The organism is Chthonobacter rhizosphaerae (genome assembly GCF_013839525.1).
Classification (GTDB): domain Bacteria; phylum Pseudomonadota; class Alphaproteobacteria; order Rhizobiales; family Pleomorphomonadaceae; genus Chthonobacter; species Chthonobacter rhizosphaerae.
This window is the reverse complement of sequence record NZ_JACDIS010000001.1, coordinates 450,880-472,414: the sequence shown is the minus strand read 5'-3', so window position 1 is coordinate 472,414 and position 21,535 is coordinate 450,880. Positions and strand designations below refer to the sequence as shown.

General features: G+C 70.4%; 21 protein-coding genes. 16 read left to right on the top strand and 5 right to left on the bottom strand.

The annotated features are described in order from the left end of the window. The first annotated feature begins 172 nt into the window (after positions 1–172). From HND91_RS02190 to HND91_RS02150, 9 genes are all read left to right on the top strand, one after another. Positions 173–1,267, top strand: coding sequence for a transporter substrate-binding protein (locus HND91_RS02190; protein WP_181704870.1), 1,095 nt, complete (start codon positions 173–175; stop codon positions 1,265–1,267). Beyond that, the gene (locus HND91_RS02185; protein ID WP_181704869.1) at positions 1,264–1,872 is read left to right on the top strand and encodes an ANTAR domain-containing response regulator; all 609 of its coding nucleotides are present in this window, start codon (positions 1,264–1,266) and stop codon (positions 1,870–1,872) included. The genes HND91_RS02190 and HND91_RS02185 overlap by 4 nt, the downstream gene beginning before the upstream one ends. Next, a complete protein-coding gene (locus HND91_RS02180) occupies positions 1,850–2,737 on the top strand; it encodes an ABC transporter permease (protein WP_181704868.1) in 888 nt (295 codons plus the stop codon). Before HND91_RS02185 ends, HND91_RS02180 begins: the two co-directional genes overlap by 23 nt. Further along, the gene (locus HND91_RS02175; protein ID WP_181704867.1) at positions 2,737–3,657 is read left to right on the top strand and encodes an ABC transporter permease; all 921 of its coding nucleotides are present in this window, start codon (positions 2,737–2,739) and stop codon (positions 3,655–3,657) included. The genes HND91_RS02180 and HND91_RS02175 overlap by 1 nt, the downstream gene beginning before the upstream one ends. 35 nt (positions 3,658–3,692) lie before the next feature. Beyond that, positions 3,693–5,312, top strand: coding sequence for an ABC transporter substrate-binding protein (locus HND91_RS02170; protein WP_181704866.1), 1,620 nt, complete (start codon positions 3,693–3,695; stop codon positions 5,310–5,312). A gap of 2 nt (positions 5,313–5,314) precedes the next feature. Beyond that, the gene (locus tag HND91_RS02165) at positions 5,315–6,259 is read left to right on the top strand and encodes an acetamidase/formamidase family protein (RefSeq protein WP_181704865.1); all 945 of its coding nucleotides are present in this window, start codon (positions 5,315–5,317) and stop codon (positions 6,257–6,259) included. Continuing rightward, on the top strand, positions 6,256–8,025 hold the full coding sequence (locus HND91_RS02160) for an ABC transporter ATP-binding protein (protein ID WP_181704864.1): 1,770 nt from the start codon (positions 6,256–6,258) through the stop codon (positions 8,023–8,025). Before HND91_RS02165 ends, HND91_RS02160 begins: the two co-directional genes overlap by 4 nt. Positions 8,026–8,125: 100 nt before the next feature. Further along, the gene (locus HND91_RS02155) at positions 8,126–10,009 is read left to right on the top strand and encodes a sigma-54-dependent Fis family transcriptional regulator (protein ID WP_181704863.1); all 1,884 of its coding nucleotides are present in this window, start codon (positions 8,126–8,128) and stop codon (positions 10,007–10,009) included. A gap of 182 nt (positions 10,010–10,191) precedes the next feature. Beyond that, positions 10,192–11,991, top strand: coding sequence for an NAD(P)/FAD-dependent oxidoreductase (locus HND91_RS02150; RefSeq protein ID WP_181704862.1), 1,800 nt, complete (start codon positions 10,192–10,194; stop codon positions 11,989–11,991). A 333-nt stretch (positions 11,992–12,324) separates the two neighbouring features. Here the strand turns inward: HND91_RS02150 and HND91_RS02145 are convergent, their stop codons facing one another. From HND91_RS02145 to HND91_RS02130, 4 genes are read right to left on the bottom strand one after another with little or no spacing between them, the layout of a single operon-like run. Further along, positions 12,325–12,825, bottom strand: a complete 501-nt coding sequence (locus tag HND91_RS02145) for a DoxX family protein (RefSeq protein ID WP_181704861.1) — start codon at positions 12,823–12,825, stop codon at positions 12,325–12,327. Continuing rightward, positions 12,822–13,595 carry an HvfC/BufC family peptide modification chaperone gene (locus tag HND91_RS02140; protein ID WP_181704860.1) on the bottom strand — a complete coding sequence of 258 codons (774 nt, stop codon included), beginning with the start codon at positions 13,593–13,595 and terminating at the stop codon, positions 12,822–12,824. The genes HND91_RS02145 and HND91_RS02140 overlap by 4 nt, the downstream gene beginning before the upstream one ends. After that, entirely contained in the window at positions 13,592–14,449 is an 858-nt protein-coding gene (gene bufB / locus HND91_RS02135; RefSeq protein WP_181704859.1) for an MNIO family bufferin maturase, read from the bottom strand. Before bufB ends, HND91_RS02140 begins: the two co-directional genes overlap by 4 nt. A 60-nt stretch (positions 14,450–14,509) precedes the next feature. Next, positions 14,510–14,806, bottom strand: a complete 297-nt coding sequence (locus HND91_RS02130; protein ID WP_181704858.1) for a BufA1 family periplasmic bufferin-type metallophore — start codon at positions 14,804–14,806, stop codon at positions 14,510–14,512. Between the two features lie 201 nt (positions 14,807–15,007). Between HND91_RS02130 and HND91_RS02125 the strand changes: the two genes are divergently transcribed. After that, on the top strand, positions 15,008–15,547 hold the full coding sequence (locus HND91_RS02125; RefSeq protein WP_343057035.1) for a sigma-70 family RNA polymerase sigma factor: 540 nt from the start codon (positions 15,008–15,010) through the stop codon (positions 15,545–15,547). After that, entirely contained in the window at positions 15,544–16,185 is a 642-nt protein-coding gene (locus tag HND91_RS02120) for an NrsF family protein (protein ID WP_181704857.1), read from the top strand. The genes HND91_RS02125 and HND91_RS02120 overlap by 4 nt, the downstream gene beginning before the upstream one ends. Before the next feature lie 61 nt (positions 16,186–16,246). Here the strand turns inward: HND91_RS02120 and HND91_RS02115 are convergent, their stop codons facing one another. Further along, entirely contained in the window at positions 16,247–17,260 is a 1,014-nt protein-coding gene (locus HND91_RS02115; RefSeq protein WP_181704856.1) for a GntR family transcriptional regulator, read from the bottom strand. A 139-nt stretch (positions 17,261–17,399) separates the two neighbouring features. Here HND91_RS02115 and HND91_RS02110 point away from each other — a divergent pair, with 139 nt between their 5' ends. The 5 genes from HND91_RS02110 (at position 17,400) to HND91_RS02090 (ending at position 21,519) form a co-directional block, all read left to right on the top strand. Beyond that, positions 17,400–17,753: a hypothetical protein gene (locus tag HND91_RS02110; RefSeq protein WP_181704855.1), complete on the top strand. Its 354-nt coding sequence runs from the start codon at positions 17,400–17,402 to the stop codon at positions 17,751–17,753. 148 nt (positions 17,754–17,901) lie between these two features. Further along, positions 17,902–18,978: an ABC transporter ATP-binding protein gene (locus tag HND91_RS02105; protein ID WP_181704854.1), complete on the top strand. Its 1,077-nt coding sequence runs from the start codon at positions 17,902–17,904 to the stop codon at positions 18,976–18,978. A gap of 73 nt (positions 18,979–19,051) precedes the next feature. Continuing rightward, positions 19,052–19,924 carry an ABC transporter permease gene (locus tag HND91_RS02100; RefSeq protein WP_246329279.1) on the top strand — a complete coding sequence of 291 codons (873 nt, stop codon included), beginning with the start codon at positions 19,052–19,054 and terminating at the stop codon, positions 19,922–19,924. A gap of 3 nt (positions 19,925–19,927) precedes the next feature. Continuing rightward, positions 19,928–20,773, top strand: coding sequence for an ABC transporter permease (locus HND91_RS02095; RefSeq protein WP_181704852.1), 846 nt, complete (start codon positions 19,928–19,930; stop codon positions 20,771–20,773). Beyond that, complete coding sequence (locus HND91_RS02090; RefSeq protein WP_181704851.1) at positions 20,770–21,519, top strand: SDR family NAD(P)-dependent oxidoreductase; 750 nt, start codon at positions 20,770–20,772, stop codon at positions 21,517–21,519. The genes HND91_RS02095 and HND91_RS02090 overlap by 4 nt, the downstream gene beginning before the upstream one ends. Positions 21,520–21,535 lie beyond the last annotated feature (16 nt).

Genomic DNA, 21,535 nt, shown 5'->3' with positions numbered 1-21,535 from the left:
CGCCGCGGGGCGGGCGGATCGCCCATCGGCCTTGACTGGTCCCGTCGGTCCGGTAACGTTGTCGGGACATCGGCCGCGAAGGCCGGCGCGGCATCAGAGCCCTTGCACGCGGTCCACGGGAGTGGGCTGCTGCGGGGCTTTTTCTTTTTTCGCGAACACTCGACGGGGCGGCATGAAACGCCGGATCGAAGTCGGACTGCTCTACTCGCGGTCGGGGAGCTACTCGCTCATCTCCGAGGCGTGCCGGACGGGCGCGCTGGCCGCCATCGCCATGGTGAACGCCGACCCTCGCCTGGACATCCACCTCGTCCCGGTGGAGCGCGACCCGGCCGGCAACGTGGACCTCTACGGCCCGCTCTGCGGCGAGATCCTCGGCGAGACTTCGGCCCGGCACGTGGTCGGCTGCGTCACCTCCTGGAGCCGCAAGGAGGTGATCCCGACCGTGGAGAAGTTCGGCGGCACGCTCTGGTACGCGGTCCCCTACGAAGGCTTCGAGGCCTCCGACCACGTGGTCTACACCCACGCCTGCCCGAACCAGCACCTGCTGCCGCTCCTCGACTGGGCCATGACGTCTAGGGGCAGGCGGGCCTACCTGGCGGCGTCCAACTACATCTGGGGCTGGGAGCTGAACCGGCTCGCCCGCGAGGTCCTGACGTCCTCCAGCGGCGAGGTCCTGGCGGAGCGCTACCTGCCGATCGGCTCGCCGGACGTGGACCGGATGATCGCGGAGGTCCGCTTCTCCCGGCCCGACTTCATTCTCAACTCGCTGATCGGCCCGTCCTCCTACGCCTTCATGGCCGCCTACCACGAGCTCGGCCGCGCCGACGCCCACTTCCGGCCGGAGACCTGTCCGGTCCTCTCCTGCAACATGACCGAGTGCGAGTTTCCCGCGCTCGGCGACCACGCCCGCGGGCTGGTCGCGGCGGGGCCCTATTTCCGCGGCGTGTCCGGCTGGCCCGGAGGCGCCAGCTTCGGGAGCTCCCACGAGGCGGCGGCCTTCGCGGCCGTCCGGGAGCTCGCGCGCCTGCTCGCCCACCGGCCCGGGGCGGAGACGGAAAGCCTCACCCGGCTTCTGGCGAGCGACCAGGGCCGGGCCGGGGTGATCGACCCGGAAACCCACCACACGACGCTGCCCGTCATCATCGCCGAGGCGCGCGACGGCGCCTTCCACGTCCTCCAGCACCTCGGCTCGGTGGCCGGCGACCCGTATCTCACGCGATCGCGCTCCGCGGCCGCCGCCCAGCCCACCTTGAGAGTCGTCTCATGAGACGCCCCATCCGCACCCAGAACCTCGGCGGCGCCCGCGCGCTGATCCTCCACCGCCCGCATCCGACCGTCCAGGCGCTCACCCGCCAGCTGACCGCGATCGGCCTGGAGGTGGAGCCGGTCTGGAGCGAGCTCGGTCCCGAAGCCCTCGGCGCCGACTTCCTCTTCTTCGATGCCGACATGGGCCATGCGGGCCAGTTCCCCTGGCCCGAGGGGTCGCCGCCGATGCCCATGGTCGCGCTCGTCGGCTCGGAGGCTCCCGGCCGGATCGAGTGGACGCTGAAGACCGGCGCCCACGCTCATCTCCTGAAACCCGTCGGCGACAACGGCGCCTACGCGGCCCTCCTGATCGCCCGCGCGGCCTTCGACGCCGAGCGCGCCCTCGCGGCGGAGATCGCGGGCCTCCGCCGGCGGCTCGACGAGCGCCAGACCGTCGTGCTCGCGGTCAGCAAGCTGGCGGCGCGCGGTCGTTCGGAAGCCGACGCCTACGCCCAGCTTCGCCAGATGGCCATGGCCTGGCGCATCACCTTCGAGGAAGCCGCCGCCCGCATCGTCGGGCGCACCACGGACGAGGAGGGCGAGCATGACCGACGTGGTCGCGGCTGACGCCGCCCCGAAGCCGGCCGGCGCGCTCGTCCGGCTCCTCAGGCGCAAGCTCGCCCTCTTCGGGCTCGCCCTGATCGTGGCCGTGGTCGCCGGCGCCGTGTTCGCGCCCTGGCTCGCGCCCTACGATCCGAACGCCCAGCATTTCGACGGCCTGACCCTGGAAGGCGCGCCGGTGCCGCCGGGCGGGGCCTTCCCGCTCGGCACGGACCTCCTCGGGCGGGACCTTCTCTCCCGCATGCTCTACGGCGCGCAGACCTCGCTGATCATCGGCGTCGTCGCCAACGGGCTCGCGCTCCTGATCGGCACGCTCGTCGGCGTCACCGCCGGCTGGTTCCGCGGGGCGGTCGGGGCGGCGCTGATGCGCTTCACGGACCTGATGATGGCCTTTCCGGCTCTCCTCCTGGCGATCTGCCTCGCGGCGATCTTCTCGCCCTCGCTCTGGATCGTCGCGATGGTGATCGCGCTCGTGAACTGGGTGCAGACGGCGCGCATCCTCTACACCGAGACCACGTCCCTCGCCGAGCGCGACTTCATCGCGGCGGAAAAGACGCTCGGCGCCGGCACCGGGCGCATCCTGTGGCGCCACATCCTGCCGCACCTGGTGCCGACCATCATCGTCTGGGGCACGCTCGGCATCTCCACGACCGTGCTCCTGGAGGCGACGCTCTCCTTCCTCGGCGTCGGCGTCCAGCCGCCGACCCCCAGTTGGGGCAACATCATCTTCGAGAACCAGACCTACTTCCAGGCCGCGCCCTGGCTGGTCTTCATCCCGGGCGCCGCGATCCTGCTGCTCGCGCTCGCCTTCAACCTCGTCGGCGACGCGCTGCGCGACGTGCTCGATCCCACACAGCGGGGGAGGGCGTGATGGCGGTCTATCTCGCCCGTCGCCTGGGACAGGCGGCGCTGATCCTGCTCGGCGTCAGCTTCATCACCTTCTTCCTGCTCTATGTGCTGCCGGCGGATCCGGTCCGCCAGATCGCCGGCCGCTCGGCGACCGCCGCCACCGTGGAGAGCATCCGCCGCCAGCTCGGTCTCGACCAGCCCTTCCTCGTCCAATACTGGCACTACCTCACCGGGCTGCTGCAGGGCGATCTCGGCCGCAGCTATCTCCAGAAAACCGAGGTGGCGTCCCTGATCGCCTCCAGGCTACCGGCGACGCTCCAGCTGATGGCCGGCGGCATCGTGTGCGAGCTCGTCCTGGGGCTCGGCATGGGCATCGCGGCGGCGCTCCTGCGCGGCCGCGCGACCGACCAGGTGCTGATGATGACGTCGTTCGTCACCGTCTCGGCGCCCCAGTTCGTGGTCAGCCTGCTGCTTCTCTACGTGTTCGCGGTCCAGCTCGGCTGGTTCCCGATCGGTGGCTACGGCACCTTCGCCCATCTGGTGCTGCCGGCGGTCACGCTCGGCATCATCGGGTCCGGCTGGTATTCGCGCATGATGCGCTCGTCGATGATCGACGTGCTGCGCGCCGACTACATCCGCACCGCCCGTGCCAAGGGCCTGTCGCGGACGCGCGTCGTGCTCCGCCACGCCGTCCCGAACGCCATCCTGCCGGTGATCGCCATGATCGGCATCGACATCGGCATCTTCATGGGCGGCATCGTGGTGGTGGAGAGCGTGTTCGGCTGGCCCGGCATCGGCCAGCTCGCCTGGCAGGCGATCCAGCGGGTCGACATCCCGATCATCATGGGTGTGACCCTCGTCTCCGCCTGCGCCATCGTCCTCGGCAACCTCGTCGCCGATCTCGTCGCCCCCTTGATCGATCCCCGCATCCGCCTGCGGTGAGGGGATCCCGCCCGTCTGTCCAGAGGAGAAGACCAATGACAAAATGGCTCGTTTCCACGGCTCTCGCCCTGTCGCTCGCCTCGCCGGCGGTCGCGGCGGACTACCAGCCGGATCCGAACGCCAAGCCCGGCGGCTCGATCACCATCACCTACAAGGACGACGTCGCCACGCTCGACCCGGCGATCGGCTACGACTGGCAGAACTGGTCGATGATCAAGTCCATCTTCGACGGCCTGATGGACTACGTCCCCGGCACCACCGAGCTGCGGCCGGGCCTTGCGGACTCCTACGAGATCTCGCCGGACGGCACGACCTTCACCTTCAAGCTGCGCCCGGGGGTGAAATTCCACAACGGCCGCGAGATGACCGCCGAGGACGTCAAGTATTCGCTCGACCGCGTCACGAGCCCGGCCACCCAGTCGCCCGGCGCCGGGTTCTTCGCGTCCATCAAGGGCTACGACCAGATGATGGACGGCTCCGCGACGAGCCTCGCCGGCGTCACCGTCGTCGACCCGCTCACCGTCCGGGTCGAGCTCTCCCGCCCGGACGCCACCTTCCTGCACGTGATGGCGCTGAACTTCGCCTCGGTGGTGCCCCGGGAGGCCGTCGAAGCGGCGGGCGGCGACTTCGGCAAGCAGCCGGTCGGCACCGGCGCGTACAAGCTCGCCGAATGGACCCTCGGCCAGAAGCTCGTGTTCGAGAAGAACGCCGACTACTGGCGCGAGGGCGTGCCCTATCTGGACAGCATCGTGTTCGAGGTCGGCCAGGAGCCCATCGTGGCCCTCCTGCGCCTCCAGAAGGGCGAGGTCGACGTGCCGGGCGACGGCATCCCGCCGGCGAAGTTCGTCGAGGTGATGGGCGACCCGGCCCAGGCGGCCCGGGTGGTGGAGGGCGGCCAGCTTCACACCGGCTACATCACGCTCAACGTCACCGTCCCGCCGCTCGACAAGCCCGAGGTGCGCAAGGCCATCAACATGGCCATCAACAAGGAGCGCATCACCCAGATCATCAACGGCCGCGCCAAGCCGGCGACCCAGCCGCTGCCGCCGTCGATGCCGGGCTACACCGAGGGCTACGCCGGCTACCCCTTCGACGTGGAGGGCGCCAAGAAGCTCCTCGCCGACGCCGGCCTCGCCGACGGCTTCGAGACCGAGCTCTTCGTCATGAACACCGACCCGAACCCGCGCATCGCCCAGGCGATCCAGCAGGATCTGGCGGCGATCGGCGTCAAGGCGTCGATCCAGTCGCTCGCCCAGGCGAACGTCATCGAAGCCGGCGGCGCCGGCACCGCGCCGATGATCTGGTCGGGCGGCATGGCCTGGATCGCGGACTTCCCCGATCCGTCCAACTTCTACGGCCCGATCCTCGGCTGCTCCGGCGCGGCCGAAGGCGGCTGGAACTGGGCGAAATACTGCAACAAGGCGCTCGACGCCAAGGCGACGGAGGCCGACAGCATCACCGATCCGGCGAAGACCGAGGAGCGGATGAAGCTCTGGTCGGACGTCTACATGGGCGTCATGGAGGACGCTCCCTGGGTGCCGGTGTTCAACGAGCAGCGCTACACCATGAAGTCGGAGCGGATGGGCGGCGCCGACGCCCTCTACGTCGACCCGGTGTCGATCCCGGTCAACTACGACTACGTCTACGTGAAGTGACCATGTGCAAACACTGCAACTACACGATCCACGGACACCAGAGCCACTTCGGCTGGGACAACTCGCTTGTCCCGGCCGAGCGGGTCGAGCCCGGGTCCACCATCCTGTTCCACTGCCGTGACAGTTCGGCGGGCCAACTCGGCCCGTCGTCCACCGTGGAGGACGTGCGGACGCTCGATTTCGGCATGGTCAACCCGGTCTCCGGGCCGATCCATGTGGAGGGCGCGGAGCCGGGCGACGCCCTCAAGGTGACGATCGAGAGCTTCGCGCCGTCGGGCTTCGGCTGGACGGCGAACATTCCGGGCTTCGGGCTGCTCGCCGACCAGTTCACCGAGCCGGCGCTGCACCTCTGGACGTACGACCCCGCGACCCTGGAGCCGGCCATGTTCGGCGCCCACGGCCGCGTGCCGCTGAAGCCCTTCGCCGGCACCATCGGCAACGCGCTCAAGGAGCCGGGCCACCACTCGGTCGTCCCGCCCCGGCGGGTCGGCGGCAACCTCGACATCCGCGACCTCGCGGCCGGAACCACCCTCTACCTGCCGGTGGAGGTGGCCGGCGCGCTGTTCAGCGTGGGCGACACCCACGCCGCCCAGGGCGACGGCGAGGTCTGCGGCACCGCGATCGAAAGCCCGATGGACGTCGTCCTCACGCTCGACCTCGTGAAGGGCGCCAACCTGAGGACGCCGCGCTTCACGACGCCGGGTCCGGTGACCCGTCACCTCGACGCCAAGGGCTACGAGGTCACCACCGGCATCGGGCCCGACCTGATGACCGCCGCCCGCGACGCGGTGTCGGCCATGGTCGACTTCCTGGCCGCCACGCGGAACATGAACCCGGTCGACGCCTACATGCTGGTGTCCACCTGCGGCGACCTGCGCATCTCGGAGATCGTCGACATGCCGAACTGGGTGGTCAGCTTCTACTTCCCCCGGTGCGTCTTCGAATGACCGCCCTTTCCACGATCACGTCCGGGACCACGGCCCCGGACGACACCACGGTCCTCGCCGTCGAGGGCCTGCGGGTCTCGGTCCGGACGGACGCGGGCGAGACGACGCTCGTCGACGGCCTCTCCTTCGCGCTGAGGCGCGGCGAGACGCTAGCGATCGCCGGCGAAAGCGGCTCGGGCAAGTCGATCACCTCGCTCGCCGTCATGGGCCTCCTGCCGCCCGCCGTCCGGGTCACCGGCGGTACCATCCGGCTGAAGGACACCGACCTCCTGTCCCTGCCGGAGGGCCGGATGCGGTCCTTGCGCGGCGACCGGGTCGCCATGATCTTCCAGGAGCCGATGACGTCGCTGAACCCGGTGCTGACCGTCGGGGCCCAGCTCGTCGAGGCGATCCGCGCCCACGAGCCGGTCTCGCGCGGCGCGGCGCGGACCCGCGCCCTGGAGGCCCTGAAGGCGGTCCGGCTCACCCAGCCCGAGCAGCGCCTCGACCAGTATCCGCACGAACTCTCCGGCGGCATGCGCCAGCGCGTCATGATCGCCATGGCGCTCGCCCTCCGGCCGGAGGTGCTGATCGCCGACGAGCCGACGACCGCGCTCGACGTGACCGTCCAGCGCGAGGTGCTGGACCTCTTGCGCGACCTCCAGCGCGACCTCGGCACCGCCATCATCCTGATCACCCACGACATGGGCGTCGTCGCCGAGATGGCCGGCCGCGTGGTGGTGATGCGCCACGGCAGGATGGTCGAGACCGCGTCGACCCTGGACGTGTTCGAGCGGCCGGCCGCCGACTACACCCGCGACCTCCTCGCCGCCGTGCCGCGGATCGGCCGCGGCAAGCCGCGCTCGTCCGCCATCGGCGAGCCGGTCGCCCGGCTCGACGACGTGGTCGTGCGCTTCCCCGTCCGCTCCGGCCTGTTCGGCCGGGTCACCCGCCAGGTCCACGCGGTCGAACACGTGAGTTTCGACGTCCGCCGCGGCGAGACCTTCTCGCTCGTGGGCGAATCCGGCTGCGGCAAGTCCTCCATCGCCCGCGCGGTCGTCGGCCTCGTGCCGCACCAGGGCCGGATCGAGATCGCCGGCACGGCCTTCGCCGACCTCCGGCCGGCCGACCAGAAGGCCCTGCGCCGACGGGTCCAGATCGTCTTCCAGGATCCGATGGCCGCGCTCGACCCGCGCATGACCGTCGGGGATCTCGTCGCCGAACCGCTCGTGATCCACCGGATCGGCTCGCCCGCCGAGCGGCGGGCCCGGGTCGCCGACCTCTTCCGGCACGTCGGCCTGTCCGCCGACCAGATCGACCGCTACCCGCACGAATTCTCCGGCGGCCAGCGCCAGCGGATCTGCATCGCGCGCGCCCTCGCGCTGAAGCCGGACCTGATCATCGCCGACGAGTCCGTCTCCGCGCTCGACGTCTCCGTCCAGGCCCGGGTGCTCGATCTGCTCCGGGCGCTGCAGACCGAGTTCGGCATCGCCATCCTGTTCATCAGCCACGACATGGCGGTGGTCGAGAACATCTCCGATCGGGTGGCGGTGATGTATCTCGGGCAGATCGTGGAACTCGGCACCCGCGCCCAGGTGTTCGGCGACCCGCGCCATCCCTACACCCGCCGGCTGATCGAGGCGGTCCCGGTGCCCGACCCGGCCCATGTGCGCGCCCCCACGGTGCGCCTCGCGGGCGAGGTGCCGAGCCCGGTCCACCCGGTCGGCGGCGGTCCCGCCCGGGTTCGCCTCGTCGATGTCGGCGGGGGGCATCTGGTCGCGGAGTGAGCCGCGTCGACCGCGCCCGTGCGGGATGGATCCACGATCGCGATTGGTATTTGCGGCCGCGCCCTCCAGGTGACAAGCTTCGCCCCGGGAGGATTGCGCGATGGTGTCGACCCGTTCGCACGTCGAGGAGATCGCGCGCGTCGCCATGGGCGACCGCGGCCGGCGCGACGCGCCGGTGGTGCAATCGTGGCTGCGCTGCATCAACGACTACCAGCTCGATCCGGCGCGGGGCCAGGAGGCCTATATCGTGCCGGAGACGACCCTGAAGGAGCACCGCGAGCAGGCCGAGGAGCTGATCCGCATCGGCCGGTCGGGACTAGAGGGCCTGTTCGGCCACGTGGCCGGCCAGAACTACGTGCTGCTCCTCTCCGACGCGCGGGGCGTCACGGTCGACTTCATGGGCGACCCGACCTTCGACAACCAGCTGCGCAAGGCGGGCCTCTACCTCGGGTCGGAGTGGTCGGAACAGCGCGCCGGCACCTGCGCGGTCGGCGCCTGCATCGTGTCCGGCGAGCCGGTGATCATCCACCAGGACGACCATTTCGACACCAGCCACATCGGCCTCACCTGCACGGCCGCCCCCATCTTCGACACCCTCGGCGACCTGACCGCCGTGCTGGACATCTCCCAGCTCCGCTCGCCGACCGCCAAGGCCAGCCAGAAGCTGGCGCTGCACCTCGTCTCGGCCACCGCCCGGCGGATCGAGCTCGCCAACCTGATGGCGCGCACCCGCAACGACTGGGTGCTCCGCCTGTCCCGCTCGCCGGACTTCCTCGACGTGGACCCGGACTGCGCGCTCTCGCTCGACGGCTCCGGCCGCATCACCGGCATGACCCACGGCGGCTTCCGGGCGCTCGCCGGCTTCCTCGGCATCGACGGCCAGAAGACGCCGGCCCTCGTCGGCCAGCCGGTGGACCGCTTCCTTCAGCTCGACGTCAACGAGCTGCCGCGCCTGATGCGCGGGCGGCCTGACCGGGAGCGGCTCGTCCGCACCCGGTCCGGCCTCGCCCTGTTCGCCAGCGCCGTCGCCCCGGTGGCGAGCTTCCGCGGCCTGCCGGCCTCCCGGCCGGCGATGCCGAAGGCGCTGCGCGACCTCAGCTTCGGCGACCCGGCCATGGAGGCGGTCCAGGCCAAGGCGGCGAGGCTCGCCGCCCGCGACATCCCGATCCTGATCCAGGGCGAGACCGGCAGCGGCAAGGAATATCTCGCCCGCGCCATCCACGACAGCCGGCCGAGCCCCGGCCGCTTCGTGGCGGTCAACTGCGCCGCCATCCCTGAACACCTGATCGAGGCGGAGCTGTTCGGCTACGCCCCCGGCGCCTTCACGGGCGCCGCCCCCCGGGGCCGCACGGGGCTGATCGAGGCGGCGGACGGCGGCACGCTGTTCCTGGACGAGATCGGCGACATGCCGCTGGCGCTCCAGAGCCGGCTCCTGCGCGTCCTGTCGGAAGGGGAGGTGGTGCCGGTCGGCGCGCACAAGCCGGTGCCGGTGAAGCTGCGCCTCATCTCCGCCTCCCACCACGCGCTGGAGCTCCTGGTGGCCGACGGCCGCTTCCGCGAGGACCTCTACTTCCGTCTCGCCGCCGCCACCCTTCGCCTGCCGCCGCTGCGCGAGCGGCTGGACTTCGAACGCCTCGCCGGGCACGTGCTCGCCCGCATCGACCGGGAGACCGGCGAGGCCCACCACCTGTCGCCGGCCGCCATGCGGGCGCTGAAGGCCCATGCCTGGCCCGGCAACCTGCGCGAACTCGCCAACGCGCTCCGGGTCGCGGCCGCGCTCTCCGACGAGGCGGAGATCACCGTCGCCGTTCTGCCGGACCGCCTGCAGGGTCTCGGGCCGTCGGCGTCGCCCGCTCCGCCGCGTGCGGACGGCCTCCTCGCCCAGCTCGCCGCCTGCGGGGGCAACGTCTCGGAGCTCGCCCGCCGCCTCGGCGTCGACCGCACCACCGTCCACCGCCGCCTGCGCAAGGCCCGGGCGTCCTGACCGTGGCGCCACAGGTGTGGCGCCCGCCGTTGCGCGCGCCACGGCCCGATCCGCGCAAAGGCGGCTCCGAGCCCTGAAAGACAAGGGAATTCCGGCCGGCCCCGTTTGGCACGGCCGTTGCCATCCTCCCCGGCGAGGCGGCTTGGAGGAGCCGCCGCCAAGAAACCATCGGGAGGAGACCCATGCTCGACACCACGCCCACGTCCCGCGTGAACGCGTTCCTGGAGCGCTTCGGCGCCGCCCTGGAGGCGGCCGACATCGACAAGGCGGTCAGCCTGTTCGCGGCCGAATGCTACTGGCGCGACCTCGTCGCCTTCACCTGGAACATCAAGACCGTGGAGGGCCGCGACGAGGTCCGCGACCTCCTCGCCAGTTGCCTCGCGTCGGTGAAGCCGCGCGGCTGGCACGTGGCCGAGGGCACCGAGGCGACGGAGGCCGGCGGCGTCACGGAGGCCTGGATCGCGTTCGAGACCGAGGTGGCCCGCGGCTATGGCCTCATTCGGCTGAAGGACGGTCTGATCTGGACCCTGCTCACCACCATGGTGGAGCTGAAGGGCCACGAGGAGAAGGCCGGCTTCACCCGTCCGCTCGGTGCCAGGCACGGCGTCAACGCCGGCGCGAAGACCTGGAAGGAGGAGCGCGAGGAGGAGGCCGCCACGCTCGGCTTCGCGCGCCAGCCCTATGTGCTGATCATCGGCGGCGGCCAGGGCGGCATCGCCCTCGGGGCGCGCCTGCGCCAGCTCGGCGTGCCGACCATCATCGTGGAGCGCAACGAGCGCCCGGGCGACAGCTGGCGCAAGCGCTACAAGTCGCTCTGCCTGCACGATCCGGTCTGGTACGACCACCTGCCGTACATCGACTTCCCGAAGACCTGGCCCGTGTTCGCCCCGAAGGACAAGATCGGCGACTGGCTGGAGATGTACACCAAGGTGATGGAGCTGAACTACTGGACCAGCACCACCGCCAAGAGCGCGACCTGGGACGACGCCGCCAAGGAATGGACCGTGGTGGTGGAGCGGGACGGCCGGGAGATCGTCCTCAAGCCCAAGCAGCTCGTCTTCGCCACCGGCATGTCCGGTAAGCCCAACATCCCGTCGTTCAAGGGCATGGACCGGTTCAAGGGCGAGCAGCACCATTCGTCCCAGCATCCCGGACCGGACCGCTACAAGGACAAGAAGGTGGTGGTGATCGGGTCCAACAATTCGGCCCACGACATCTGCGCCGCCCTGTGGGAGAACGGCGTCGACGTCACCATGGTGCAGCGCTCGTCCACCCACATCGTCCGGTCCGATCCGCTCATGGAGATCGGCCTCGGCGACCTTTACTCGGAACGGGCCGTCCAGTCCGGCATGACCACCGCCAAGGCGGATCTCATCTTCGCGTCCTTGCCCTATCGGATCATGCACACCTTCCAGAAGCCGGTGTACGACAAGATTCGCGAGATCGACGCCGACTTCTACGCCGCCCTGGAGAAGGCCGGCTTCCGGCTCGACTTCGGCGCCGACGACAGCGGCCTCTTCATGAAATACCTGCGCCGCGGGTCGGGCTACTACATCGACATCGGGGCGAGCCAGCTCATCATCGACGGCAAGATCAAGCTGGTCGGCGGCCAGGTGGAGGAGATCACCGAGACGGGCGTGAAGCTCGACACCGGCCAGGAGATCCCCGCCGACGTGATCGTCTACGCCACCGGCTATGGCTCCATGAACGGCTGGGTGGCCGACCTCGTGGACCGTGAGACCGCCGACAAGGTCGGCAAGGTCTGGGGGCTCGGCTCCGACACCCCGAAGGACCCGGGTCCGTGGGAGGGCGAGCAGCGCAACATGTGGAAGCCCACCCAGCAGGAGGGGCTCTGGTTCCACGGCGGCAACCTGCACCAGTCGCGCCACTACTCCCAGTATCTGTCGCTGCAGCTGAAGGCGCGCATGGAAGGCATCCCGACGCCGGTCTACGGGCTTCAGCCGGTGCACCACAAGGGCTGACGGCGAGGTGAAACGGGCGGCGCGCCGTGACGAGCGCCGCCCGGTCGGCAATGCCGGGCTGGCGGGCCGGGGGCAGGCCGGGGAGGGATCCTGTCCGGCCCGAGCCGTCCGGTCGCCCGGTCCGAGCCGATCACGGTCCCGGTCCACCGAGCCACCGCCTCCAGGGACCGCCGAAGCGCCTGCCGGACCTGTCGACAGGGAGGGGATCCGCGCGCCGCACCGGATCGCCGCGTCCCCCTCCACGCCATCCGCCTCGCCCGCAGCCCGCGACCGGCAGACGCCCTGGTCCGACCTCCCGGCGTGGCCCCTTCAGCCGTGCCGCCGGCTGATCGGTCACCGTCGGTCGGTCGGCCGCAGGATCGCGTGGTCGATGCTGGCCTGGCCGCCACCGAAGGCGAGCAGCGCGAGGGCCATGGCCGCCCAGGGCAGGTGGAAGTTCGCCCATCCATCCGGAATGGTGAGCTGGATCACCGCCGTCATCGCCAGGATGCCGAGCGCCGCCAGCCGCGTTCCGAGTCCGAGGACGAGCAGGATGGGCAGCACGATCTCGCCGATGGCAGCCCCATAGGCCATCAGGATGGGAGCCGGATAGGGAAACGTGTCGCCGAGGATATGGAGGCGGAACTCCTCGGTGAAGAGGTAACGGGCCCCGGCGGAGAGCTGGAAGCCATCCCACTTGGTGAGCCCGGAGTTGAAGAAGGGCACCGCGAGGGCGATCCGCAGGGCGAAGAGCGGGATCGACCGCGGGCAGCGGGCGAGGAGCGCATCGGCGCGGAGGAGGACCGCCAGCGCTGTCCGGGCGGGCGTGGATTTCCGGACGGTGATCTCGGTCATGGGTCAGGGCCTTTCAGGGTGATCGCGGTGAAGGCGCCGCCGGCGACGGCGGCGACGAGGGACTGCCCGAAGTCGAAGCACCCGTCGGCGGCGACGCCGAGGGCGGCGGCTTCGCCGAGCGGTTTCGAGGCGAGAAGCGCCGCCGCGAAGGCCGCTTCGGCCGGGGTCAGAAGAGAGAGGCGGATCTCCGCGCCGGGCCGCGTCACGAGCACCGTCTCGGCACGGAACGCCACGTCGGCCGGGGAGCCGCCCGGCTGGTGCGCGGACCAGATCGACCCCACCGGATGGGGCGAACGCAAGAGCCGCGCCGCCGGATGGGCGACCAGTCGGGCCTCGGCCAGGGCGGCCGCCTCGATCCCGGCGAGAGCCGGAACCGGGAGCGGCGGCGCCTCGGCGGCGTGGTAGGCCGCCGACACGGCGACTTCCAGGCGCGCGACGTCGGCCAGATAGGCAAGCGCCGCGGCGGCCGGCAGGGTCTCCATGAAGGCGGGGAATTCGTCGCCCCAGGTCATCAGGAGGGGCGAGGTGGGTTTGCATCCGTCGACGAAACGGGACGCCATCGCCCTGAAGAAGGCGTCGCCGACGATGGCGGCCGTCACCGGGAAGCGGCTCGCGAGAGCGCCGACGAGGCCGGAGGCGACGTTGTTGCGATAGACCGCGAAGCGCGACTGCGCCGCCTCCGAGGACCCGCGGAGAATGCCGGCGGGTACCGGTCCGTCGGGATCCGCGAGCGCGCCGGCGAAGGCGGACCGACCGGACCAGGACGTCACGCGACCCTCCGGGCGGAAGCCTCGCACAGTTTGCGGTCCACGACGGCGGCCTCGGCGAGGAGTTCGGACAGCGGCGGGACGTCGTTGTCCCACTCCACCAGCGTCGCCACCGGTCCAGTCAGCCGGAGGGCATGGCCGTAGAGGCCCCAGACGTCGGGCCGCACGCGGCTTGCGTGCGAGTCGATCAGAAGACGCGCGCCGTCCGCATCGGCCGTCTCGTCGTAGCCGGCGAGGTGGATCTCGCCCACATGCCGCATCGGAAACCGTTCGAGGTAGAGGACCGGGTCGTAGCCGAGGTTGACGGCGGAGACCATGACGTTGTTGACGTCGAGGAGGAGACCGCATCCGGTGCGCGCGGCGATCTCGCCGAGGAAGTCGGTCTCCGGCCACGCGCTCTCCTCTAAGGCCAGATAGCTCGACGGGTTCTCCAGGAGCATGCGTCGGCCGAGGGCCTCCTGGACCTGGTCGATGTGGCGGACCACGTCGGCGAGGGTCGCGTCCGTGTAGGGAAGCGGCAGGAGGTCGTTGAGGAAGACGCCGTCGTGCGTCGACCAGGCGAGGTGTTCGGAAAAGCTCTCCGGCTCGTAGCGGTCGACGAGACGTCTCAGGCGCGCCAGGTGGTCCCGGTCGAGAGGGGCGCCGCCGCCGATCGAGAGGCCGACGCCATGGATGGAGAGCGGGTAGCGTTCGCGGATGGCCGTCAGCCAGCGGTGGGGCGGGCCGCCAGCGCCCATGTAGTTTTCGGCATGGACCTCGAAGAAGCCGACGTCCGGCGTCTCGGCCAGGATGGCGCGGCAATGCTCCGGCTTCAGGCCGAGACCCGAACGCGGCGGGAGGGAGACGGTGGCGGTCATGGTGACCTCGAACGGCAGGCGGGGAGTGGGCCGCGGCCCGTCGAGCCGCGGCCGGCGGCCTCAGGACTTCGGCAGGTCGCGGTCGAGCGCCGCCAGGGCGCCGGTCCGGTCCCCGGGAAGCTCCATGGTCGTGCAGGTGCCCTTGGGGACGAGCTTCCAGGCGTTGCCCTGGTAGTCGACGGTGGAGGTTCCGGCGCAGGTCGTGCCGGGACCGGCGGCGCAGTCGTTCTGGCCCTTGAGGGCCACGCCGAAGCACTTTTCCTGGGCGTCGTCGGCAAGGGCCGCGCGTTCGGCAAAGCCGGTCATGGCGGCGGCGAGGGATCCGGCAAGGGCAAGCGTGGCGGTACGTCGGTTCATGGAGCGCTCCTTCGCTGTTCAGGTCCGGGTTCCGGTTGGACCGGATCGTCCGGCGCTCATCCTTCGCGCTGCTTCCCGGTTTGTTACCTCACGTCCGCCGCCACAGTTTCGTGATGTGCTTCTGAACGCGACCTCCGCTTAACTGCCGACGGTCGCAAGGGGCGGTGCCGCCCGAACAACGCTTCAAGGAGAGCGCGGCAGGTGCGGGACGAATGCGAGCTCGCGGATCTCATGACCCGGGCCCTCGACGGCGACGAGCGGGCCTACCGCGCCTTTCTGGAGCGCGTCGCCGGGCACGTGCGCGCGCTCGCCCGCTGGAAGCTCCGTCTGGCGGATCCGAGCGACCTGGAGGACATCGTGCAGGAGACGATCCTCGCCATCCACGCCAAGCGCCACACCTGGCGCCGGGACCGCCCGATCGGGCCCTGGATCGGCGCCATCGCCCGACACAAGATGGTGGACCAGATGCGCCGGCGAGGATCCCGCGGGACGGTGGACATCGACGACGTCGTGGATGTCCTGGCGGCGCCCTCCGACGACGAGACCTGTCCGCGGGACCTGATCGACGCCGCTCTCGTTTCACTGCCCCGCGGCCAGCGCCTGGTGGTGAGCGCCCTCACGATCGAGGGCAGGAGCATCCGCGAGACGGCATCGCGGCTCGGCACGACGGAGGTCGCCGTGCGCGTCGCCTTCCACCGGGCTCTTGCTCGCATCCGCGCGCTGGTTGGAGGTGCGTCGTGAGGACCGAAGACCTGATCGCGAGCCTGACGGCCGATGCGAAGCGGAGCGCCCGGCGCCCCGCTCCGACGATCCTGCCCGCCGCGCTGGCGGGGACCCTCCTGGCCGTGGTGGTCTTCGCGGTCCTCGTCGGCAAGATCAGGCCCGACATCGCCGGCGCGGTCGGCGAAATCCGCTTCCTGTTGAAGTTCGCCGTGACGCTGTCCCTGGCTGGAGCCGCCTATGCGGTGCTCCGCGAAAGCGCCTATCCGGAAGGCGTGCATCGGCGCAGGCTGCTCGTTCTCGCCGTGCCGGCCGTCGTGGTGCTTTCGTGCGTGGCGTTCGAACTCGCCGCCCTGCCGGCAGACGCGGTCACGCGGAGCCTCGTCGGCAGCAACAGCGTCGCGTGCCTCGTCAACGTGTCGCTGATGGGGATCGGGCCGCTCGGGCTTTTCGTTCTCGCCCTCCGCCGCGCCGCGCCCGCCCATCCGGCGCTCTCCGGGATCGCGGCGGGCCTGCTGGCCGGAGCGATCGCCGCGACCGTCTACGCGGCCTACTGCCCGGACGATTCACCGCTGTTCGTCGCCACCTGGTACCTGCTGGCGATCGGCGGCCTCGCGGCGCTCGGCGCCGCGACGGCGCGCGTGGTGGCGCGCTGGTGATCCCATCATGCCGGAAGCCGGAGACCCGGGTCCCGGGTCGTCCGGCCGAGCGCCACGGGCCTCAGTCGTCCACCCGCGTCAGGTAGGTGGCGATCGACTTGGGTTCGGGGATCACCGCCACGATCTTCATCTGGGCGATGTTGCGGTTCATGGCGGCGTCCAGGTGCCGGTTCAGCATTTCCGCCGCCGCCTCCACGGCTCCCCGCAACAGAAGCTCCACGATCAGCCTGTGCTCCGTCACCGCCGCCCGGTCGCTCGGCAGGCCGAGCTGCCGGAGGAGACGCTCCGAGGCCAGCACCGGCAGGAGATTGTCGCGGATCAGCGCCGCCAGCTTTTCGTTCGGCGTCGTCAGCACGCAGGCGTCGATCAGGAGGGTCTCGAACTGCTCCAGGCTGTCGTCCGCCATGTCGGCGAGGTTCTGTTCCCGCTCGCGAAAGCGGGCGTGCAGCTCCTCCAGGCGCGTGCGGTCCAGGGTTGGCGCGGCGCTGACCAGGGCCGGCGGCTCCAGGATCCGACGGAGCGCGAAATGGTCCTTGATGGATTTGGCGGTCAGCGGCCCGGCGATCCAGTGGGAGCTCTGGTTCTTGCGCACCAGGCCGCGCTCCTGCAGGCGGCTCAGCACGTCGCGCACCACCGTCCGGCTGACGCTGAAGTGCTCCGCGAGCGCCGATTCGACGATCCGGTACTGGCCGAACACCACGCAGCCGGCGACGTCCGCCTCCACCACGTCATAGATCCGCTCCCAGGACGACCGGCTCTGCAGCGCTTCGTCCACCGCCTGAGGCACCACCAGGCCGACGGTCTTCAGGTCGGCGCGGAGCGGCGCCGCCCGGCTCGCCGGGCCGCCCACCAGGAAGCCGCGCCCGTCGAACCGGCGCACGATGCCGTCCGCCTCCAGCCGTTGCAAGGCGCGCTGCACGGGCGCGCGGGACGTCTGCATGATCTCGGCGATCGGCCCCTCCAGCAGCACCAGACCTTCGGGCAGCGAGCCATCGGCGATATTGGCGCGCAACACGTCCTCGACGATCTCGTAGCGGCGCTGGGCTGCGGTCTGGTTCGGTCGACTGCTGGTCATTCCGCGTCTGTCCTCTCGGCGCCGGCATGATCGCGCGGGACGGGTCCGGTTTCCACCGTCACGCCCGATGTCCGCGTCCGAAAGACGAAAACGCGCTTTGCATACCAAATGCAAACGCCAAGTCGTCAGGAGGATCCACATGACCGGACCCGGCGCGCGGCTGGAGGCTCCGGAGGTCATCCGGCGCGGCCCGTTTCGTTGCGCCATGCGGTATGAGCAAAGCTGCGGGCCGGTATCGAAATTTCAGATCGAAGCGGTGCTGCCTGATCCGGAAATGGCTCATTTCCGCCCTTCATGTGCGGAAGACGGTGGTCGGTTATCAGGACCGCCGCGGCGCCGCATCGATTGCCCTGATGGAGGTATATGCCCGCTTTCGCATCTGCCCGCGATCTATGCGCACTGCCGCGAAGAATGCTGTTGCATACAAAAACCGTTCGGATTACCGTTTTTGAAATCGAACGCCGCCAGAAGCGTTCCAGAGGTGTTTGTCTAGTCTTCGATCGCCGAACGAGTTGCAACGTCCGCGCCGACGCGCGTAGACGGACGATGTCGTCTTGCCTGCATCCGCGTGAACCGTGGATGGGGAACGGATCGCCATTGGCTGTGCTTCGCAGGATCGAAGACGTACAGGGGAGTTGGTCTTGACGACTGTCCTTCAACTGTCGAACGTCTCGAAGATCTATGCGGGCGTTCCGGCGCTCGACCGCGTCACGCTGTCCGTGCCGGGCAACAGCTACGTGTCGCTCCTGGGGCCGAGCGGCTCCGGCAAGACCACGCTGCTGCGGGTGATCGCCGGGTTCGAGGAGCCGGACCGCGGTTCCGTCACGCTGGACGGCAAGCGGATCGACGGCACGCCGGCGCACCGGCGCGGCATCGGCTTCGTGTTCCAGACCTTCGCGCTCTTCCCGCACCTGTCCGTCGCCCGCAACGTGGCGTTCGGGCTGGAAAACCGGGAAACCGGTCCAAGCCTCGACGCGGCCGCCATCCGCCGCAAGGTCGCCGAGATGATCGACCTCGTCGGGCTGAAGGGGCTGGAGGACCGGGGCGTCACCCAGATCTCCGGCGGCCAGCGGCAGCGCGTGGCGCTCGCCCGCACGCTCGTCACCGAGCCCCGCCTCGTGCTCCTGGACGAGCCGCTCGGCGCTCTCGACGCCAACCTGCGCACCCGCATGCGCGGCGAACTTCGCGCCATCCGGGAGCGGCTCGGCGTCACCTTCCTGCACGTCACGGGAAGCGAGACGGAGGCGCTCGCCATGGGCGACACCGTGATCGTGCTCGACCGCGGGCACGTCGGGCAGATCGACGGGCCGGACGCGCTCTACAACCGGCCGGCGTCGCCGGCCGTGGCCCGCTTTCTCAACTGCTACAATCTGTTCGAAGGCCGCCTCGGCGACGGCGCCTTCGTGTCGCCGGTCGGCGCGCTGCCGTTGCCGCCACGCGCCGAGCCGCTCGGCGGCGGCCCGGCCTACGCGGTCCGCTACGACCGCGTGGAGGTGCGCCCGCCGAATGCCCCCGTCGCCCCCGACGAGGTGGGCATCACCGGGGCGTTCGTGGCGAGCGAATACACGGGCTCCTCCGTGCTCTCCTTCTTCCAGCTGCCGGACGGCCGCGTGTTCGAGGTGGAGGACCATCTCAGCCACCGGGCGCCGCCCGTGTACGCCCCGCAGGAGACCTACGGCCTCGTGTGGAAGCGCGACGCGGCGCTGGTGTTCGCATGACCGGCCCGGCGAGGCGGCCGAACCGAGTTCGAGGGAGACGCACCGGATGACGACGACCACCGCAACGGAGGGCATGCCGGCCGCCGCCGCACGGCAGCGGGCCCTGCGCCGAACCGCGCTCTGGCTGCTCGCGCCGGGCGTCCTGTGGATGGTGCTCTTCCTGGTGCTGCCCATCCTGATGATGGTCTACGTGTCGTTCTGGACCCAGACCACCTTCACCATCGAGCCGACGCTGACGGTGAAGAGCTGGGTCACCTTCTTCACCAGCGAGACCTACCTGAGCTCGCTCTGGACCACGGTCCGCATCTGGCTGACCGTGCTCGTCGCCACCCTGCTGGTGGGCTACCCGACCGCCCTCTTCGTCGGCCTCTTCGTGCGCAACAAGACGCTGCAGACCGTCCTGCTCGTCCTCTGCGTCATCCCGTTCTGGACGTCCTTCCTGATCCGCGTTCTCGCCTGGCGGCCCATGCTGGGCAAGGAAGGCGCCATCAACCTGATCCTGCAGGGGCTCGGGATCATCGACACGCCGATCGAGGCGCTGCTCTTCTCCGAGCTGTCCGTGGTGATCGGCATGACGCAGATCTACTGCGTGTTCATGGTCGGGCCGATCGCCTTCATGCTGGGCCGCATCGATCCCAACGTGATCGAGGCCGCGCGCGACCTCGGCGCCGGGTTCGGCCGGATCTTCCGCACCATCATCCTGCCGCTCTCCATGCCGGGCGTGGTGGTGGGCGCGATCTTCGTGTCCGTCATGGTGCTCGGCGAGTTCGCCACCTCGGCGGCGCTCTCCGGCCGCAAGGTCAACCTGCTCGGCAACATCATCGTCACCCAGGTCGGCTCGCTGAAATGGGCGTTCGCCGCGGTGGTGGGCGTGGTGCTGACGGTGATCATGGGCGCTGTGGTGGCGGCGCTCCTGCGCGTCGTCGACCTGCGCAAGGAGCTCTGAGCCATGCACTCCACCGTGATCAAGCCGATCCTGGCGGTCTACACCGGCCTCTTCCTGCTCTTCCTCTACGGGCCGCTCCTGGTGCTGGCCATCCTGTCCTTCCAGACCGGGCCGGAGGGCGGGCCGCAGTTTCCCATCATCGAGTGGTCGACCTACTGGTACCAGCACCTGTTCGGGCTGACGCCGCCGTCCCGCATCGCGCCGCTGCCGATCGAGGAGAGTCTGGTGCGCTCGCTCGTGCTGGCGGTCGCCACCATGATCGTCTCCACCGTGCTCGGCGTGTCGGCGGCCCAGGCCTTCCGCACCCGCTTCCGCGGCTCGGGCGTCGTCTTCTACCTGATCGTGCTCGGCATGATGGTGCCGGGCGTGCTGGTCGGCCTCGGCATGGCGCTCGTCGCCAACACGCTCGGCATCGACCGGCACTGGTGGGGCACCGCGTTCGTGCTCCACGTGGTCTACACCTTCCCGTTCGCCTTCCTGGTCATGCTGGCCATCTTCAACCGCTTCGACCAGAGCATGGAGGAAGCGGCCTGGTCGCTCGGCGTGTCGCCGGCCCGCACCTTCCGCAAGGTGACCTTCCCGCTGATCTTCCCGGGCGTGCTGTCGGCCATGCTGTTCGCCTTCACGCTCTCCTACGACGAGTTCTCCCGGACCCTGTTCGCGTCGGGCCGCGATCTCACCCTGCCGCTCGCCATCTACGGCACCTTCTCGGTGGAGATCCACCCGAACGTGTTCGCCTTCGGCGTGCTGACCACGCTCTTCTCCTTCGCGCTGCTCGGCGTCTACGCCGTGCTGATGACCCTGTCGGTCCGCCGGGCCAAGCGCGTCGCCATCCAGGAGGACGCATGACGACCGAAACGCCCTTGAAGGCCGCCCTCGTCACCGGCGCCGGGTCCGGCATCGGCCGCGCCATCGCGCTCCGGCTCGCGGCGGACGGCTATCCGGTGGTCGCCAACGACCTCAACGCGGACACCGCCGAGGCTGTCGCCGCCGCCGTCCGGGCAGCCGGCGGGCGGGCCGTCGCGGTCGCCGGCGACGTCTCGTCCGAGGCGGACGTGGACGCCGCCGTGGCGGCCGGCCGGGAGGCGTTCGGCACCGTCGGCCTCCTGGTCAACTGCGCCGGCCACGTGCACCAGGGCCTGTTCGAGACACTGACGCCCGCCGACTTCGACCGCATGTTCGCCGTGCACGTGCGCGGCGCCTTCCTGGCGATGCGGGCCGTCCTGCCGGCCATGCTGGAAGCCGGCGAGGGGGTGATCGTCAACGTGGCGTCCCAGCTCGGCCAGATCGGCGGCGTCGAACTCGTCCATTATTCGGGCGCCAAGGCGGCCATCATCGGGATGACCAAGGCGCTCGCCCGCGAGGTCAGTTCGCGCGGGGTGCGGGTCAACGCGGTGGCGCCCGGCCCGATCAACACGCCCCTGGTCCAGGCCCTCTCGGAGGACTGGCGCGCCCGCAAGGCGGCCGAACTGCCGCTCGGCCGGTTCGGCGAGCCGGACGAGGTGGCGGCCGTCGTGTCCTTCCTGGCCTCGCCCGCCGCCAGCCTGTTCGTCGGCCAGACCCTCGGCCCGAACTCCGGCGACGTGATGCTCTGACCCTTCCAACCTGGAG

Excerpts from the sequence above, each read along its gene's own strand:
- HND91_RS02190 (WP_181704870.1), top strand. The coding sequence starts at position 173 with ATGAAACGCCGGATCGAAGTCGGACTGCTCTACTCGCGGTCGGGGAGC.
- HND91_RS02185 (WP_181704869.1), top strand. The coding sequence starts at position 1,264 with ATGAGACGCCCCATCCGCACCCAGAACCTCGGCGGCGCCCGCGCGCTG.
- HND91_RS02180 (WP_181704868.1), top strand. The coding sequence starts at position 1,850 with ATGACCGACGTGGTCGCGGCTGACGCCGCCCCGAAGCCGGCCGGCGCG.
- HND91_RS02175 (WP_181704867.1), top strand. The coding sequence starts at position 2,737 with ATGGCGGTCTATCTCGCCCGTCGCCTGGGACAGGCGGCGCTGATCCTG.
- HND91_RS02170 (WP_181704866.1), top strand. The coding sequence starts at position 3,693 with ATGACAAAATGGCTCGTTTCCACGGCTCTCGCCCTGTCGCTCGCCTCG.
- HND91_RS02165 (WP_181704865.1), top strand. The coding sequence starts at position 5,315 with ATGTGCAAACACTGCAACTACACGATCCACGGACACCAGAGCCACTTC.
- HND91_RS02160 (WP_181704864.1), top strand. The coding sequence starts at position 6,256 with ATGACCGCCCTTTCCACGATCACGTCCGGGACCACGGCCCCGGACGAC.
- HND91_RS02155 (WP_181704863.1), top strand. The coding sequence starts at position 8,126 with ATGGTGTCGACCCGTTCGCACGTCGAGGAGATCGCGCGCGTCGCCATG.
- HND91_RS02150 (WP_181704862.1), top strand. The coding sequence starts at position 10,192 with ATGCTCGACACCACGCCCACGTCCCGCGTGAACGCGTTCCTGGAGCGC.
- HND91_RS02145 (WP_181704861.1), bottom strand. The coding sequence starts at position 12,825 with ATGACCGAGATCACCGTCCGGAAATCCACGCCCGCCCGGACAGCGCTG.
- bufB (WP_181704859.1), bottom strand. The coding sequence starts at position 14,449 with ATGACCGCCACCGTCTCCCTCCCGCCGCGTTCGGGTCTCGGCCTGAAG.
- HND91_RS02130 (WP_181704858.1), bottom strand. The coding sequence starts at position 14,806 with ATGAACCGACGTACCGCCACGCTTGCCCTTGCCGGATCCCTCGCCGCC.
- HND91_RS02115 (WP_181704856.1), bottom strand. The coding sequence starts at position 17,260 with ATGACCAGCAGTCGACCGAACCAGACCGCAGCCCAGCGCCGCTACGAG.
- HND91_RS02110 (WP_181704855.1), top strand. The coding sequence starts at position 17,400 with ATGACCGGACCCGGCGCGCGGCTGGAGGCTCCGGAGGTCATCCGGCGC.
- HND91_RS02100 (WP_246329279.1), top strand. The coding sequence starts at position 19,052 with ATGCCGGCCGCCGCCGCACGGCAGCGGGCCCTGCGCCGAACCGCGCTC.
- HND91_RS02095 (WP_181704852.1), top strand. The coding sequence starts at position 19,928 with ATGCACTCCACCGTGATCAAGCCGATCCTGGCGGTCTACACCGGCCTC.
- HND91_RS02090 (WP_181704851.1), top strand. The coding sequence starts at position 20,770 with ATGACGACCGAAACGCCCTTGAAGGCCGCCCTCGTCACCGGCGCCGGG.